17 protein-coding genes and 1 pseudogene are annotated in these 15,981 nt (G+C 60.1%); 3 read left to right on the forward strand and 15 right to left on the reverse strand.

Going from position 1 to position 15,981, the window contains the following annotated elements; translation table 11 throughout:
• Nucleotides 1–73 precede the first annotated feature (73 nt).
• From ACVVH8_RS01990 to ubiE, 11 genes and pseudogenes are all read right to left on the reverse strand, one after another.
• Complete coding sequence (locus ACVVH8_RS01990; protein WP_475231112.1) at nt 74–946, reverse strand: methyl-accepting chemotaxis protein; 873 nt, start codon at nt 944–946, stop codon at nt 74–76.
• Nucleotides 929–1,990: pseudogene (locus ACVVH8_RS01995) on the reverse strand (methyl-accepting chemotaxis protein); the annotation flags it as partial. The pseudogene ACVVH8_RS01995 and the gene ACVVH8_RS01990, both read right to left, overlap by 18 nt.
• 238 nt (nt 1,991–2,228) lie before the next feature.
• The gene (locus ACVVH8_RS02000; RefSeq protein ID WP_213027287.1) at nt 2,229–2,936 is read right to left on the reverse strand and encodes a 16S rRNA (uracil(1498)-N(3))-methyltransferase; all 708 of its coding nucleotides are present in this window, start codon (nt 2,934–2,936) and stop codon (nt 2,229–2,231) included.
• Nucleotides 2,933–3,721 (reverse strand): twin-arginine translocase subunit TatC, encoded by a 789-nt coding sequence (gene tatC / locus ACVVH8_RS02005; protein WP_213027288.1) that lies wholly within the window; start codon nt 3,719–3,721, stop codon nt 2,933–2,935. Before tatC ends, ACVVH8_RS02000 begins: the two co-directional genes overlap by 4 nt.
• Nucleotides 3,718–4,173: a Sec-independent protein translocase protein TatB gene (tatB, locus tag ACVVH8_RS02010; RefSeq protein ID WP_103307355.1), complete on the reverse strand. Its 456-nt coding sequence runs from the start codon at nt 4,171–4,173 to the stop codon at nt 3,718–3,720. The genes tatC and tatB overlap by 4 nt, the downstream gene beginning before the upstream one ends.
• 10 nt (nt 4,174–4,183) lie before the next feature.
• Nucleotides 4,184–4,465 (reverse strand): twin-arginine translocase TatA/TatE family subunit, encoded by a 282-nt coding sequence (locus ACVVH8_RS02015; protein ID WP_003220847.1) that lies wholly within the window; start codon nt 4,463–4,465, stop codon nt 4,184–4,186.
• A gap of 25 nt (nt 4,466–4,490) precedes the next feature.
• Nucleotides 4,491–4,823 (reverse strand): phosphoribosyl-ATP diphosphatase, encoded by a 333-nt coding sequence (locus ACVVH8_RS02020; protein WP_007909355.1) that lies wholly within the window; start codon nt 4,821–4,823, stop codon nt 4,491–4,493.
• Nucleotides 4,816–5,217 (reverse strand): phosphoribosyl-AMP cyclohydrolase, encoded by a 402-nt coding sequence (hisI, locus tag ACVVH8_RS02025; protein ID WP_007909357.1) that lies wholly within the window; start codon nt 5,215–5,217, stop codon nt 4,816–4,818. The genes ACVVH8_RS02020 and hisI overlap by 8 nt, the downstream gene beginning before the upstream one ends.
• A 120-nt stretch (nt 5,218–5,337) precedes the next feature.
• Nucleotides 5,338–6,942: a ubiquinone biosynthesis regulatory protein kinase UbiB gene (gene ubiB, locus ACVVH8_RS02030; RefSeq protein ID WP_315445289.1), complete on the reverse strand. Its 1,605-nt coding sequence runs from the start codon at nt 6,940–6,942 to the stop codon at nt 5,338–5,340.
• Entirely contained in the window at nt 6,939–7,562 is a 624-nt protein-coding gene (locus ACVVH8_RS02035) for a ubiquinone biosynthesis accessory factor UbiJ (RefSeq protein ID WP_475228249.1), read from the reverse strand. The genes ubiB and ACVVH8_RS02035 overlap by 4 nt, the downstream gene beginning before the upstream one ends.
• On the reverse strand, nt 7,562–8,332 hold the full coding sequence (gene ubiE, locus ACVVH8_RS02040) for a bifunctional demethylmenaquinone methyltransferase/2-methoxy-6-polyprenyl-1,4-benzoquinol methylase UbiE (protein ID WP_003220857.1): 771 nt from the start codon (nt 8,330–8,332) through the stop codon (nt 7,562–7,564). Before ubiE ends, ACVVH8_RS02035 begins: the two co-directional genes overlap by 1 nt.
• A 166-nt stretch (nt 8,333–8,498) precedes the next feature.
• Here ubiE and ACVVH8_RS02045 point away from each other — a divergent pair, with 166 nt between their 5' ends.
• The 3 genes from ACVVH8_RS02045 to ACVVH8_RS02055 all read left to right on the forward strand — a co-directional run bounded on the left by ACVVH8_RS02045 (nt 8,499) and on the right by ACVVH8_RS02055 (nt 10,363).
• Nucleotides 8,499–8,774 (forward strand): polyhydroxyalkanoic acid system family protein, encoded by a 276-nt coding sequence (locus ACVVH8_RS02045; protein ID WP_003220859.1) that lies wholly within the window; start codon nt 8,499–8,501, stop codon nt 8,772–8,774.
• Between the two features lie 232 nt (nt 8,775–9,006).
• On the forward strand, nt 9,007–9,429 hold the full coding sequence (locus tag ACVVH8_RS02050; protein ID WP_103307350.1) for a phasin family protein: 423 nt from the start codon (nt 9,007–9,009) through the stop codon (nt 9,427–9,429).
• 10 nt (nt 9,430–9,439) lie between these two features.
• The gene (locus tag ACVVH8_RS02055) at nt 9,440–10,363 is read left to right on the forward strand and encodes a phasin family protein (RefSeq protein WP_213027290.1); all 924 of its coding nucleotides are present in this window, start codon (nt 9,440–9,442) and stop codon (nt 10,361–10,363) included.
• 256 nt (nt 10,364–10,619) lie between these two features.
• Here ACVVH8_RS02055 and ACVVH8_RS02060 read toward each other — a convergent pair whose 3' ends face one another.
• The 4 genes from ACVVH8_RS02060 to phaC (ACVVH8_RS02075) all read right to left on the reverse strand — a co-directional run bounded on the left by ACVVH8_RS02060 (nt 10,620) and on the right by phaC (ACVVH8_RS02075) (nt 15,852).
• Entirely contained in the window at nt 10,620–11,240 is a 621-nt protein-coding gene (locus tag ACVVH8_RS02060) for a TetR/AcrR family transcriptional regulator (RefSeq protein WP_103307347.1), read from the reverse strand.
• 30 nt (nt 11,241–11,270) lie between these two features.
• Nucleotides 11,271–12,953: a class II poly(R)-hydroxyalkanoic acid synthase gene (gene phaC, locus ACVVH8_RS02065; RefSeq protein WP_475228252.1), complete on the reverse strand. Its 1,683-nt coding sequence runs from the start codon at nt 12,951–12,953 to the stop codon at nt 11,271–11,273.
• 140 nt (nt 12,954–13,093) lie between these two features.
• Nucleotides 13,094–13,948 carry a poly(3-hydroxyalkanoate) depolymerase gene (phaZ, locus tag ACVVH8_RS02070; RefSeq protein ID WP_007909378.1) on the reverse strand — a complete coding sequence of 285 codons (855 nt, stop codon included), beginning with the start codon at nt 13,946–13,948 and terminating at the stop codon, nt 13,094–13,096.
• Between the two features lie 224 nt (nt 13,949–14,172).
• Complete coding sequence (phaC, locus tag ACVVH8_RS02075) at nt 14,173–15,852, reverse strand: class II poly(R)-hydroxyalkanoic acid synthase (RefSeq protein ID WP_103307345.1); 1,680 nt, start codon at nt 15,850–15,852, stop codon at nt 14,173–14,175.
• Between the last annotated feature and the right edge of the window lie 129 nt (nt 15,853–15,981).

Here is a 15,981-nt window from a genome sequence, read left to right on the forward strand (position 1 = left end):
CCTTCTCAAGCTTGACGCAGAGCGTCACAGGATGCATTCCCACGCAGAGCGTGGGAACGATCAGTCCGACTACTTAGACCTTGAACTTACCAACCAGCATCTGCAGATGCGTCCCCAGTCGCGCCAGCTCAACACTGGACGCCGCGGTCTCCTCACTCGCTGCCGAGGTCTGATCCGACACATCCCGCACGTTCAGCACGCTACGGTTGATCTCTTCCGCCACTGCGCTCTGCTGTTCGGCTGCTGCGGCAATCTGCTGGTTCATCGCCTGAATCGCCGACACCGTGCGGGTGATGCTTTCCAGCGAGCCACCGGCGCGACGGGTCAGCTCTACGCTGCTGTCGGTCAGGGTGCGGCTGTTGTCCATGATCGTCGCCACCTGCTGGGTACCGTTTTGCAGGCCGACGATCAGCTCTTCGATCTCTTCGGTGGACTTCTGCGTGCGCTGGGCGAGGCTACGCACCTCGTCGGCAACCACGGCGAAACCCCGTCCGGCCTCACCGGCACGCGCCGCTTCGATGGCCGCGTTGAGCGCCAGCAGGTTGGTTTGCTGGGCCACGGATTTGATCACGTCGAGGACGCTGCCGATCTTGTCGCTTTCGCGTTTCAGTTCGCCCATGGCTTCGGTGGAGTGACCCACTTCAGCGGCCAGGCGCTCGATCTGGGCAATGGCTTCGCCGACGACTTTGTCGCCTTCGCGGGCCTGTTGGTCGGCGGCGACGGCGGCTTCGGAGGCTTCTTCGGCGTTGCGCGCAACTTCCTGTACGGTGGCGGCCATTTCGTTCATGGCGGTGGCGACCTGGTCTGTCTCGATCTTCTGATTGTTGACCCCGGCGCTGGTCTGCTCGGTGACCGCCGACAGCTCTTCGGCAGCGCTGGCGATCTGCGTGACGCCGTCGCTGATCCCGCCGATCAGCTCGCGCAGGCCTTGGGTCATGCTCTGCATCGAACGTTGCAACTGACCGAGTTCGTCGCGGCGCAGGGAGACCAGGTTGTGGGTCAGGTCGCCAGCGGCAACGCGCTCGGCGACTTTCAGGGTCTGGTTCAGCGGAATGATGATCTGTCGGGTGATTGCCCACGCGGCCAGCAGGCCGAAGGCCACGGCCAGAAGGGTCGCGATGATCAGCATGTTCTTGGCGTGGGCGGCGTCGGTGTCGCGCACCACGGTTTGGGATTCGGTGAGCTTTTTGCTGACGTCGAGCAGGATGTCGCCCTGAGTCGACATGCGCGCCTGGGCCTTGGCGCTATTGACCTGGGAGTCGCGGAACTGGGCGACTGCCGCACGGTAGGCCTTGATCGAGTCGGTGGCCTGTTGCAGGTTGGCGATGTGCTGTTCCGGCAGTTTCGCCGGCAGGCTTTCGAGGTTTTTCAGGGCATTGTCGATGGCGTCCAGCGCCGGTTGTTCGGCCTCGGCCTTGCCGCTGTAGGTGTAGCCGCGCACCTGATAGCGGGCCTGTTGCAGCAGTTTGCTCAGCTCGATCACGCTGTTGAATTGCGCGACGCTGTCGCCCTGCAGCACGGATTTTTCGACTTCGGAAACCTTGGCCACGGCGTTGTCGGCGCTGGCGCCGAGTTTGCTGCGGGCGTCTTCGCGTTGCACCGTGGCTTGGGTCATGTCGGCGAAAGCGCGTTTGTACTCGGCGACGGCGGCCAGTTGTTGATCGACCATCGCCGCATCGGACGGTTGTTCGATCAGGCTGCGAGCGGTTTGCAGGCCGCTGTCGAGTTTGTTCAGCAGCTCGTTGACCGCGCCCGGGCCTTGTTCGCCACGGCGTGCTTCATAGTCCAGGCGTGCCAGGCGCAAGTCCTTGGTCAGCTCGTTGAGGCTGGAGATGAAACCGAGCTTGTCGCCACGGCTGATGATGCCGCTCATGCCGGTCCAGCCGGTAAAGGTGATCAACAGCGTCAGCAACAGCACCAGGCCGAAACCGATTCCCAGCTTGCGTTTGACGCTGACGTTCCCAAGATTCTCGGCTAACCAACGGTACATGCGACGACTCCCCTCGGACCACTAATTGGACTTATGGGGACTGTATCGGCCGCGTGATGGCAATCTGTAACACCATTTATCCGGGGGGGACGTGATCCTGTGGCGAGGGAGCTTGCTCCCGCTCGGCGGCGCAGCCGTCGTAAACGCCTGAATGCGGTGTGCCAGCAGAATGAAAAGCGCTGGCCGCTGCGCACCCAAACGGGGGCAAGCCCCCTTGCCATAGGGATCGGTGTGGAATTTAGAACAGCCGCGCGAGCAGGGCGGTGACGGCGGTTTCGACGCGCAGGATGCGTTCGCCCAGTTGCACCGGTTGCAGGCCGGATTTGGCCAGCAGATCGATTTCGTAGGGAATCCAGCCACCCTCGGGGCCGATGGCCAGGGTCACCGGCTCGTTCAGCGCGCGCGGGCAGGGTGGGTAGTTGCCGGGGTGGCCGACCAGGCCGAGGGTGCCGTCGGTAATCGCCGGCAGCCGGTCTTCAACGAAAGGCTTGAAGCGCTTTTCGATGATGATCTCCGGCAGCACGGTGTCGCGCGCCTGTTCCAGACCGAGGATCAAATTTTCGCGAATCGCGTCAGGCTCAAGAAACGGCGTCTGCCAGAAACTCTTCTCGACCCGGTAGCTGTTGACCAGAATGACCTTCGACACGCCCATGGTCGCCACGGTCTGAAACACCCGACGGAGCATCTTCGGACGTGGCAGAGCGAGTACCAGGGTCAGCGGCAGCTTGGCCGGTGGCGGCTGAACGAGACTGACGCGCAACTCGGCTTCACCCGCTTCGAGGCGAAGCAGTTCGGCCGAACCCATCAACCCATTGATCCGTCCGACGCGCAGGCTGTCACCGACTTCCGAGCGGTGAACCTCCTGCATGTGGGTCAGACGACGATCACGCAGCACCACACGGTCGGCCGCAATGAAATCGGCCTCTTCGAGCAGCAGCAGGTTCATGCCTGGGTCGCTGGCGGCTGGTCGTTGTGATCGTCAGCGGTTTCGTCCGGACGTTCGCGCTTGCTGATCAGGCCACCAAACAGAATGCCGATTTCAAACAGCATCCACATCGGCACCGCCAGCAGGGTCTGCGAGAAAATGTCCGGCGGGGTGAGGATCATGCCGACCACGAAGCAGCCGATGATCACGTACGGACGGATCTTCTTCAGGTATTTGACGTCGACCACGCCGATCCACACCAGCAGCACCACGGCCACCGGGATTTCAAACGCCACGCCGAAGGCGAAGAACAGCGTCATGACGAAGTCGAGGTAGCTGGCGATGTCAGTCATCATTTCCACGCCGGCCGGGGTGGCAGCAGCGAAGAACTTGAAGATCAGCGGGAACACGAAGTAATAGGCGAAGGCCATGCCGGTGTAGAACAGCAGGATGCTGGACACCAGCAACGGCACCGCGATGCGCTTTTCATGCTTGTACAGGCCCGGCGCGATGAAACCCCAGATCTGATGCAGGATCACCGGAATCGCGAGGAACAGCGAAACCATCATCGTCAGCTTCAGCGGCGTCAGGAACGGCGATGACACGTCGGTGGCGATCATCGTCGCGCCGACCGGCAGGTACTGGCGCAGCGGCGTTGAGACGAAGGTGTAGATCTGCTGGGTGAACGCAAACAGCCCGGCGAAGATGATGAAGATCGCCGCCACGCAACGCAGCAGGCGGGTGCGCAACTCGGTGAGGTGCGAAACCAGCGGCATGTGCTGGTCGTTTTCGGGGAGATCGCTCATGGGGCTCGCGGCGGCAGAGTAGTGTCGTGAGGCGCTGTTGTGATCGGCGCGGCGTTTGGCGCAACGTGTTCAACAGAATGTTCTACGGCGGCTGGCGCCGTTTCTGTCGGAGCTACAACGGCAGCAGGTGCTGGTGGCGTCGTCGCGGCAGCAGGGCTGTGAATCGTCTGCTGCCCCACATGCTCAACCGGCGTCGGCTCCTGCTGAACCGGCTGGAAAATCTTCCGCGCCTCTTGCTCCAGCGACAGAATGTGCTCGTTGTGCAGTTGCCGACGAATCTCGTCGGCACCGATTTCACGTTCAACTTCCTGTTTGATCGCGTTGAAGCTGCGCTTCAGCCGGCCGACCCACAGGCCAGCGGTGCGTGCAGCGCCCGGCAGACGCTCGGGGCCCAGCACCAGCAGGGCAACGAGGCCGACGAGCAGCAGTTCAGAGAAGCTGATACCAAACATTAGTCAGTGCTCACACGTCTTTGCGGATCGGCTCTTCGACTTTTTGCGCCTGCACGTCGATGGTGTGCGGCGGGTTGGCCTGAGCGGTAGCTTGTGGCTGAACCGGTGGCACCGGCTGCGCAGGCGTCACGGTTGGATCAGCAGCCGGTTTTTCATCGTCGTTCATGGCTTTACGGAAGCCCTTGATCGACTCGCCGACGTCGGTACCGAGGTTTTTCAGTTTCTTGGTGCCGAACACCAGCACCACGACTACCAGAATGACGATCCAGTGTTTCCAGTCAAAAATGCCCATGTTGCTGTTCCTCTCTAGAAATTGTTCAGGCGGACGGACGCGAGGCTTTCTCGACGTGTCCGGACAGGCCGAAGCGGCGATCCAGTTCATCCAGCACGGCCTGCGGATGCTGCCCCAGTTGGGCGAGCATGACCATGCTGTGGAACCACAGGTCGGCGGTCTCGTAGATCACGTCGCTGCAGTCGCCGCTGATGGCGGCGTCCTTGGCGGCAATAATGGTTTCGACCGACTCTTCGCCGACTTTCTCCAGAATCTTGTTCAGGCCCTTGTGATACAGACTAGCTACATACGAGCTGTCGGCCGCTGCGCCTTTGCGCTCTTCGAGCACTTCGGCCAGACGAGTCAGGGTGTCACTCATGTTTGTGTCCTGCGGAGTAGATTGCGTGCGGGTCTTTCAGCACCGGATCGACGGTTTTCCAGTCGCCGTTTTCGAAGACACGGTAAAAGCAGCTTTGACGGCCGGTATGGCAAGCGATGTCGCCGATCTGTTCAACCATCAGGATGATCACGTCGGCGTCACAGTCCAGACGCATTTCATGCAAGGTCTGCACATGGCCGGACTCTTCGCCCTTGCGCCACAGCTTGCCACGGGAACGTGACCAGTAGATTGCACGGTTTTCCGCAGCGGTCAGCTCGAGCGCTTCGCGGTTCATCCAAGCCATCATCAGTACGCGTCCGGTCTTGTGATCCTGGGCAATCGCCGGCACCAGGCCATCAGCGTCCCACTTGATCTCGTCCAGCCAGTTCTTCATCTTCAATTCCCGAAACGCAGCTACAAGCTTTGAGCTTCAAGCTGCAAGTAAAAGCGGATTGCGGTGTTCCTGTAACGGCAGGCTTGCAGCTCGCAGCTTATAACTTGCAGCTGATTCGTGCTATCGGCGAACGACCAGATACAAGCCCACGGCCACCATGATCCCGGCGGGCCAATGCCCTAATTCGTGCAGCGGGCCGCCGATGGCGAGGATCACCCCGCCCGCCAGATGGGCGCAACCGAGCAGGCGCAGGAACCAGTCGTCCTTGCGTTTGTGCCACGGTGGCGGCGGGTCGTAAGCGTGTGGCTGGGACATGCGTTCGAGCAGATCGCGGGCCATATTCGCCAAGTGCGGAATTTGTTCGAACTGGCTTTGCACGTTGCCGAGCAAGGCTTTCGGGCTGACGCGCTCGCGCATCCAGCGTTCGAGGAACGGCTGCGCGGTGTTCCACAGATCCAGGTCCGGATAGAGCTGACGTCCAAGGCCTTCGATGTTCAGCAGGGTCTTTTGCAGCAACACGAGTTGCGGCTGGACTTCCATGTTGAAGCGTCGTGCGGTCTGGAACAGGCGCATCAGCACCTGGCCAAATGAAATATCTTTTAACGGTTTTTCGAAGATCGGCTCGCAGACGGTGCGGATCGCCGCTTCGAATTCGTTGAGCTTGGTTTCCGCCGGCACCCAGCCCGAATCGATGTGCAGTTGCGCCACGCGGCGGTAGTCACGCTTGAAGAAAGCGAACAGGTTGCGCGCCAGGTAATCCTGGTCTTCCGGGGTCAGGCTGCCGACGATGCCGCAGTCGATTGCAATGTACTGCGGGCTCCACGGGTTGACGGTGCTGACGAAAATATTGCCCGGGTGCATGTCGGCGTGGAAGAAACTGTCGCGGAACACCTGGGTGAAGAAGATCTCCACGCCGCGCTCGGCGAGCATCTTCATGTCGGTGCGCTGGTCGGCGAGGGTCGCCAGATCCGTCACCTGTATGCCGTAGATGCGCTCCATCACCAGCACTTTCGGCCGGCACCAGTCCCAGTAGACTTGTGGCACGTAGAGCAGCGGCGAGCCTTCGAAGTTGCGCTTCAACTGGCTGGCGTTGGCCGCCTCGCGCAGCAGGTCGAGTTCGTCGTAGATGGTTTTTTCGTAATCCTGCACCACGTCGACCGGGTGCAGCAGGCGCGCGTCGGCCGAGAGTTTTTCGGCGGCGCGAGCGAGGATGAACAGCCACGCCAGATCCTGGGCGATGATCGGTTTCAGGCCCGGGCGGATTACCTTCACTACGACTTCTTCACCGCTTTTCAGCTGCGCGGCGTGCACTTGTGCCACCGAAGCCGAAGCCAGTGGTTCAACGTCGAAACGGCTGAACACTTCGCTGATTTTCTTGCCGAGCTGTTCTTCGATCAGCTTGATCGACAGCTGCGAATCGAACGGTGGTACGCGGTCCTGCAACAGCATCAGCTCATCGGCGATGTCTTCCGGCAGCAGGTCGCGGCGGGTCGAGAGGATCTGCCCGAATTTGATGAAAATCGGCCCGAGATCCTGCAACGCCAGGCGCAAACGCGCGCCACGGCTGAGCTCCAGCGGCTTGCGCGGGAACCAGCGCCACGGCAGCACGTAACGCAATGCCAACAGGAACCAGGGCAGCGGCAGATCAAACAGCAGGTCATCGAGGCGGTAGCGGATCACGACGCGCTGGATGCGCAACAGACGGCGGACGGCAAGCAGCTTCATGCGTTATCGCTTGGGTCGAGGGATCGGGAAAGGCGCTCGAAACGCGCCTCGAGACGTTCCAGATCAAGTTTGATCCGGTCCAGTTCGCTGAATCGCGCTTCGGCTTCGCGCTGCCCGACGAGGGTGCGCGATTCTTCGGCGAGGTATTCGGCGAGATTCTGGTTGAGGCTGGCAAATCCTTGTTGATACCAGCGGACGCGGCTGCGCAGGTGACCGCCAACCAATTGCGTGGCAACCGGGCCGAGCCAGCGCGAGAGTTCGTACTCCCAGTCCAGCTCAAGGTCTTGCAGCACACCGGCCAGTTCCAGCAGCACGCCGCTGTCGCCATCGAGCTCGACTTCCGGGGCGTGCAACACCGCGGTCTTGTCTTTGCTCACGGCCAGTTTTATCAGGCTCGAAGCCGGAGCGCGCAAGGTGCAGTCGACGCCGGTTTCCCAGTGAGAGGCCAGCATCAAGCCCTCGTCGCTCGGCAAAATGAACAGTTGCAGCGCCGGGCTGCGGCAATCCACGGCAATCACCTTGCCGGTCAAATGCGCCAGCCGCGGCAGCGCCGTGCTGTCGAGACGCAGCACTCGGTTCAGGCCGAGTTCAACGCTGGCGAGCAGCCCGGTGAGCAACATCAGGGCTTGATGCCACGGTGCAGGGCGACGATGCCTGCGGTCATGTTGTGATAGGTCACGCGGTCGAAACCGGCGTCGACCATCATCGACTTCAGGGTTTCCTGATTCGGGTGCATGCGGATCGATTCGGCCAGGTAGCGATAGCTTTCCGAGTCGTTGGTGATCAGCTTGCCCATCAGTGGCATGAAGGCGAACGAGTAAGCGTCGTAGGCTTTCGACATCAGCGCGTTGGTCGGCTTGGAGAATTCCAGCACCAGCAGGCGACCGCCGGGCTTGAGCACGCGCAGCATCGAGCGCAGGGCGTCTTCTTTGTGCGTCACGTTGCGCAGGCCGAAGGCGATGGTCACGCAGTCGAAGTGATTGTCCGGGAATGGCAGCTTTTCCGCGTCCGCCTGAACAAATTCGACGTTGCCCGACACGCCCAGATCGAGCAGACGGTCGCGACCGACCTTGAGCATCGATTCGTTGATGTCGGCCAATACCACCTGGCCGGTCGGGCCAACGAGGTGCGAGAATTTTTTGGTCAGGTCGCCAGTGCCGCCGGCGATGTCCAGCACGCGGTTGCCGCTGCGCACGCCCGACAGTTCGATCGCAAAACGCTTCCACAAACGGTGCATGCCGCCCGACAGAAGGTCGTTCATCAGGTCGTACTTGGCGGCTACCGAGTGGAATACCTCAGCGACTTTTTCCGCTTTCTGGCTTTCCGGAACGTTTTTGAAGCCGAAGTGAGTGGTGGGTTCGGCATCGCTGCCTTTGCGCTGATCAGTCATATCGCTGTCACCAAAAGAGAATGCGCGACATTCTAATCCCCAAGCCATGCTTTGTCTTGGAATGGCTAAAGGTAAGATGGGCAACCTTCGGGACGATTTGCCGCAGATGCGGTCAAGATTTACCGACAAGCCTTCATAGTCATCTTCGAAAATCAGGAGTCATTCAATGGCCAAAATCAGTGTTGAGCGTGCTCACAGCCTGGGCAAGGAAGCCGCCCGCGAGAAGGCTGACAAACTGGCGCAGAAACTCTCCGATCAATATGGCCTGGAGCCGCAATGGTCGGGCGACACTCTGAACCTCAAGCGCTCGGGCGTGAAAGGCGCGGTGCATGTGGCCGACGACTCGATCCGCGTCGACGTGGAACTAGGCATCATGATGTCGGCCATGAGCGGCATGATCAAAGCCGAGATCGAGAAGGCTCTCGACAAAGCGCTGGTCTGAAACACGATCCCTTGTAGGAGTGAGCCTGCTCGCGATAGCGGTCTGTCAGTCGACTTCTTTTTTGACTGATACAACGCTATCGCGAGCAGGCTCACTCCTACATTTGTTTGTAGCGCTCCCAAGCTTTTATGTCAGTTGTTAGGGTGCCGTTTCTAATTTTTCTGCCTACTTTGTGCCTGAGCCCGACAAACCTGCGGGCAGTTCCTCAAACCTTCTGCGCGTGAGGTGCACCATGGCCAAAGTTATTTTGAAGAAAAAAATCGACGCTTCGACTTCTACTCTGAGCGACGTGAAATCCTATGCCCGCAAGATCTGGCTGGCAGGCCTGGGTGCCTACGCCAAGGTCGGTCAAGAGGGCAGCGAGTACTTTCAGGAGTTGATCAAGGCTGGTCAAACTGTTGAAAAGAAAGGCAAAAAAGTCGTCACCGAAAAACTCGAAGCGGCCAATGCCGAGATCGACGATGCCAAGAGCGAAGTCAGTTCTTTCAAAGGTCGTGTCGAAGTTCAGCTCGACAAGGTCGAGAAGGCGTTCGACTCCCGTGTAGCAAGCGCCTTGAATCGTATCGGCATTCCGTCTAAACATGACGTTGAGACACTCTCTGCTAAGCTCGATGAGCTGACGGCATTGCTCGAACGCGTCGCGCGTAAATCTTAAGGAGAACGGGATGGCTGGTAAAAAGAACACCGATAAAGAAGGCAGCTCGTGGATTGGGAAGGTCGAAGACTACTCCCGTAAAATCTGGCTGGCTGGTTTAGGCGTGTACTCGAAGATCGACACTGACGGCAGCAAGCTCTTCGATACATTGGTCAAAGACGGCGAGAAAGCCGAGAAGCTCACCAAGTCTGCAGTCGGCAAAAAAGTCGATGCCGCCAAGGACTCCGCTTCTTCGGCCAAATCGCGCATCAGTGGCGTGAAAGATCGCGCACTGGGCAAGTGGGACGAGCTGGAAGGAGCTTTCGACAAGCGCCTGAACAGCGCGATTTCGCGCCTGGGTGTGCCAAGCCGCAATGAAGTCAAAGCGCTGCACAGCAAGGTTGAAACCCTGACCAAGCAGATCGAAAAACTCACCGGTCTGAAAGCTCAGCCTGTGGCGGCGAAAACCGCAGCAGCCAAACCGGCAGCCAAAACCGCCGCAGCTAAACCAGCGGCAAAAACTGCGGCCAAGCCTTTGGCCAAAGCGGCTGCCAAACCGGTGGCGAAGGCTAAAGCAGCAGTTAAATCCGTAGCGAAAACTGCTGCCGCCAAACCTGCTGCGAAAGCAGCGGCCAAGCCGGTTGCAGCTGCCAAGGCAGCCGCGAAACCTGCCGCTAAAACCGCAGCGAAGCCAGCCGCCAAGCCAGCAGCGAAAACCGCTGCCGCCAAACCGGCTGCCAAACCAGCGGCCAAACCCGCTGCGGCGAAGAAACCGGCAGTGAAAAAGCCGGCCGCACCGAAAGCCGCTGCGCCGAAACCGGCAGCGCCTGCCGCTGCAGCCAAGCCTGCCACCCCGGCAACCCCGGCCAGCGCGTCGAACTCCGCCGCTGCACCGACTCCGGTAGCCACCCCGACTGCTGCATCGACCCCGTCGACACCAACCAGTCAGTCCTGATTCTTCAGGGCAAAACAAAACGCCCGGCCTGTGAAGGCCGGGCGTTTTTGTTTATACACTTCAAGGCTGCCCCTCACCCCAGCCCTCTCCCGGAGGGAGAGGGGGCCGACGGAGTGGTCTCAAGCGATACGCCGACCTGAAAGACCTTATCGATTATGGATTCGGTAACGCACTGTCAGGTCGGCGTACTTCTACAGCATCCCGCATTCAGTCCCCTCTCCCTCTGGGAGAGGGCTAGGGTGAGGGGCTCTTGATTTCAGTCGTGATCTTCAAGGTATTGCAGGGCCATCCGTTCGGTCGCCACTTTCACCGGCGGCAGCAAGTGCGGCGCCACCAGCATCATGATCTGATAAACCACCAACCTGACCTCACCCTCACGATCAAGAATCCGCTGATAGTCCAGCGAGAACAGCAGGGTCATGGTGATCTGCTCCACCAGTTGCCCCAACGCCTGGGTATCACTGACCAACTGCCCGCCCGCTTTCAACCGCGCCAGCAATGACGCCAGCGTGCGCTTCAGAGCATTGAGCAGATGACGAATGCCTTTGGCCAGTTTCGGCAACCGTCCGGCCAGGTTCGACAGGTCCTGAAACAGAAACCGATACTGCGCCAGTCGCTCGACGATCAAATGCAGGAACAGCCAGTAATCCTCCGGCGCCAACTCGACATCCGAGGGCGGATCGAGCAGCGGCGCCAGTTCATTCTGGAAACGTTCGAACAACCCGAGTATCAGCGGTTCCTTGCCGTGGAAGTGGTAGTAGAGGTTGCCGGGGCTGATCCCCATTTCGTTGGCAACCTCCATGGTGGAGACGTTTGGCTCGCCCTTTTCGTTGAACAGTTGCAGAGCACATTCGAGAATCCGGTCGCGGGTTTTCATCCAGTCTTCTTAGAAAAGTTCGGTTAAGCGTCAGCGCACACGCACGTAAGTACCGGGCGCGGCCTCCATCGGTGGATAGTTCGGGTTGCCGAGGGTAAACGTGGTTTCGTGCTGGGCACCGGAGCGCTGTTGAATCCATTCCAGCCACTGCGGCCACCAGCTGCCATCAACGTGTTTGGCGTCGTAGTACCAGGCGCGTGGGTCGCTGCTCATCTTCCCGTTCTCGACGTACGCGGCTTTCGGGTTGCTTGGCGGGTTGAGGATGCTTTGCACGTGGCCGCTGTTGGACAGCACGAAGCGGCGCTCGCCACCCAGCAGCAGGGTCGAGCGATACACCGCGTCCCACGGCGTGATGTGATCGTTCATGCCGGCGACGCTGAAACTGTCGACGGTGACTTTTTGCAGATCGATCGGCGTGCCGCACACTTCCAGACCGCCGGGATGGGTCAACGGGTTGTGTTTGAAGAAGTCCAGCAGATCGCCGTGAAACGCGGCGGGCAGGCGGGTGTTGTCGTTGTTCCAGTAAAGGATGTCGAAGGCAGGCGGCTCTTTGCCCAGCAGGTAATTGTTGACGAAGTAGCTCCAGATCAAATCGTTCGGGCGCATCCAGGCGAAGATCTTCGCCATGTCGCGGCCGTCCAGCACGCCTTTCTGGTAGGAACGACGCTTGGCCGCTTCCAGCGTCTGCTCATCGGCAAACAGCGTGGCCGGGGTTTCGATCTGGCTGTCGAGCAGGCTGACCAGATAGGTCGCGCTGGAGATGCGGCGCAACTGCCGCTTGGCCTGCAAATGACCTTGCAAGGCTGCGATGGTCAGTCCGCCGGCGCAGGCACCCATCAGGTTCACTTCGCGGGCGCCGGTGATTGCCCGGCACACGTTCATCGCTTCTTCCACCGCTTCAACGTAGGTCGACAGACCCCACTCGCGATGGCGCACATCGGGGTTGCGCCAGCTGATCATGAACGTCTGCAAGCCGTTCTTCAGTGCGTACTGGACGAAGCTGTTGTGTGGGCTCAGGTCGAAGATGTAGTACTTGTTGATTTGCGGCGGCACCACCAGCAGAGGCTTGGCGTACTGCTTTTCGCTCATCGGCTTGTACTGGATCAGCTCCAGTAATTCATTGCGAAACACCACCGAGCCGGTGGTGGTGGCGACGGTCTTGCCGACCTCGAAAGCCTGACGAGTGACCTGCCGTGGCAAGCCGTCGTTGTGCAGCAGGTCATCGAACAGATGACTGAGGCCGCGCACTAGGCTGTTACCGCCGGAGTTGAACAGCTCCTTGATCGCCAGCGGGTTGAGCAGGGTGTTGGACGGCGCCACGGCGTCGTTGAGCAGGGTGAAGGCAAAGTGTGCACGGGCGCGGTCGTCATCGCTCATGTTGCTTTCATCGATCCAGCTTTTGACCTGCTTCTGCCAAGCCAGATAGGCCTGCAGGCTGCGCCGGTAAAACGGGTTGAGGCTCCACGCCGGATCGGCGAAGCGAGTGTCCTGCGGGTTGGTCGGGTGCAGGGTTTCGCCGAGCAGCACGCGGCCGAGCTGGCCGCCGAGTTTCAAGGCGTGTTTCGCGCTGTGAATCGGATTACGCAGACCATGGGCGGCGACACTGCGCAAGGTCGAGAGCAGATCCCTGCCACGCAGACCGGTGATCGCACTTTGTGCGTTGATGAACACGGCGGGGCTGGGCACTACGCCCGTCGCTGGTTTGTCGCGCATGACTCAACACTCCTTCGTCTTCAGGTCAAAAAACAAACTCACCGAACCAGAACACCATAGACGCTGTTGCGGGTTGCTGCCTGCGCGGCGTCCTGCCGCGCACTTTCTACAAAAGCCCTGCATAAAGCCTGCCGCAGGGCTTAACCGCCGAGCGGAGTTGGATGCGGGTGCATCACGGCGCGTTGACGCTCCTCCTGGAGGAATTTCATGATGATCGGCGCCACCGCTTCGGCGCGGGTGATCAGGAACAGATGACCGTCGTCGATGATGTGCAACTGCGCATTGGGAATGCGCCAGGCGAGCATGCGCATGTTGATCAGCGGAATCAGCGGATCGTCATCGCCGGCCAGTACCAGCGTCGGTTGATGGATCTTGTGCAGCCAGTGAATGCTGGTCCAGCCAAGGCCGGCGAACAGTTGCCAGTAGTAACCGAGCTTGCCTGCCGAACGCACTTTCGCCGCATGGCTGGCGGCCAGCGTCGGGTCACGGCGGAACGAGCCGCCGTAGATCAAAGGCGCGATGCGGATGACATGGGATGGCTGGATGTAGCGCCGGGGGCTGGCCATCATCCACAACACTTTCGGTTTGCCTGGCACCATCACTGCACCGGCAGCGGTCGCCGCCAGCACCAGTTTCTTGCAGCGCTCGGGGTAGTCGTAGGCGAATTGCTGCGCCAGTGCGCCCCCCCACGACACGCCGATCACATTGACCTGACCGTAGTCGAGGTAATCGAGCATCCGCGCAGTCAGCTTGGCCAGGCCAGGAAAGCGATACGGCCGGTTCGGCGTCGAAGAACCGCCGACACCGGGCACGTCGAAGGCGATCACTTCCAGATCCGGGTCCAGTGCTGCGACAAACGGAAACACCAGCTCCAGGTTGGCGCCGATGCCGTTGAAAATCAGCAAGGGCGTCAAGTGAGGCTTGCCGGGGCGTACCGCCGTGCGGAGGGTCTGGCCATCCAGGTCGACGGTACGAAAAATGAACGGTTGCGGCATGCTTCAGGCCCTGTGGGTCGATCTCAAAATCACCTCGAATCCCTTGTGGGAGCGGGCACTGTGGCGAGGGGATTTATCCCCGATCGACTGCGAAGCAGTCGCACACCCTCGAACGCGGAGAATCATAGTTGCCGCGATTGCAGGTTTTGGGGCCGCTGCGCGACCCATCGGGGATGAATCCCCTCACCACAAGCCCGCTCCCACGGGGGAATGAGGTGTGTAAGTTACCGCTCGTGAACATAAGTACCCGGCGATGCTTCACCTGGCGCATATGCCTTGTTGCCGAGTTTGGTTGGCGCTTTTTTCAGGTTGCCCGAGCGCTCGGCTTGCCACGTCTGCCAGTACAACCACCAGGAATCGGTGTGCTTGGTCGAGTTCTCTTGCCAGTCATCGGCATTCGCCGCCATTTCTTCGCCGGTCATGTAGCGCGATTTCGGATTGCCCGGCGGATTCAGAATGCTCTGGATATGGCCGCTGCTCGACAGCACGAACTCGACCTTGCCACCAAACAGCTGCGCCGACTTGTAGCAGGACTTCCACGGCGTGATGTGGTCGTTGGTGCCGGCCAGCGAGAAGATGTCGGCAGTGACCTGCTTGAGGTCGATCGGTGTGCCGCACACTTCCAGTGCATTCGGGCGAATCAGTGGGTTGTTTTTGAACATCTCGATCAGGTCGCCGTGGAACGCGGCCGGCAACCGTGTGGTGTCGTTGTTCCAGAACAGGATGTCGAACACCGGCGGCTCGTTGCCGAGCAGGTAGTTGTTGACCCAGTAGTTCCAGATCAGATCGTTCGGCCGCATCCACGCGAAGACCTTGGCCATGTCTTTGCCTTCGAGCACGCCGGCCTGATACGAATGGCGCTTGGCGGTCTCAAGGGTCTGTTCATCGACAAACAACGCGACGTCGCTGTCCAGGGTGGTGTCGAGCACGCTGACCAGTAGCGTGAGGGCATTGACCTTCTTCTCGCCGATCGCCGCGTAGTGGCCGAGCAGGGCGGTGCAGGTGATGCCGCCCGAGCAGGCGCCGAGCATGTTCACGTCTTTGCTGCCGGTGATGGCGGTGACCACGTCGACCGCTTCTTTCAGCGCATCGATGTACGTCGACAGGCCCCACTCGCGCTGCGCCTTGGTCGGGTTGCGCCAGCTGACGATGAACGTCTGCACGTTGTTGCGCAGGCAGAAGCGCGCCAGGCTCTTGTCCGGGCTGAGGTCGAAAACGTAGAACTTGTTGATCTGTGGTGGCACCACCAGCAATGGACGCTCGTGAACCTGTTCGGTGATCGGCTTGTACTGGATCAGCTCCAGCACGTCGTTGCGAAACACCACGGCGCCTTCGGTGACACCAAGGCTCTTGCCGACCTCGAATGCGCCCATGTTGACCTGGCTCGGCATGCCGCCGTTGTGGACCAGATCCTTGGCCAGATGCGAGAGGCCGTCGAGCAGGCTTTTGCCGCCGGTTTCGAAGAAGCGTTTGACCGCCGCCGGGTTGGCCGCCGTGTTGGTCGGGGCCATGGCTTCGGTCATCAGGTTAATGACGAAATGCCCACGGGCGATGTCTTTGGGTGACAGGCTGCTGTCATCGATCCAGGCGTGGAGTTCCTTGCGCCACGCCAGATAAGTTTGCAGATAACGTTTGTAGAGCGGGTTCTGGCTCCACGCAGGATCGGCGAAGCGACGGTCATCGCCGGCCGGTTGCAGTTCGGATTTGCCGAACAACACGTTCTTCAGTTCGAGGCCGAAATGGGTGACGTGCTTGACGCTATGGATCGGTTGTTTAATGGCCTGTTTCAGCACCATACGAGCAGAGGCCAGCAGATCCTTTCCGCGTAGCCCAACGACGGGATTAAGCCCCAGGGTGTTTTCCGAGGCTTGGTACTTCAGGTCATCGTTATTCTTGTTACTCATCTACGACGCTCCATTGTCCTGAGACGAGTACCCGGTTTTCTGCTGTGCAGTTCCACAGCCAATGCCAGGTACTACTGCTCGGGTGACCGTTAATTCTGCATAGCTGCTTTACAGTCGTAGAGCACTGCA

The sequence above is a fragment of the Pseudomonas trutticola BRTCR10 genome (assembly GCF_056155105.1).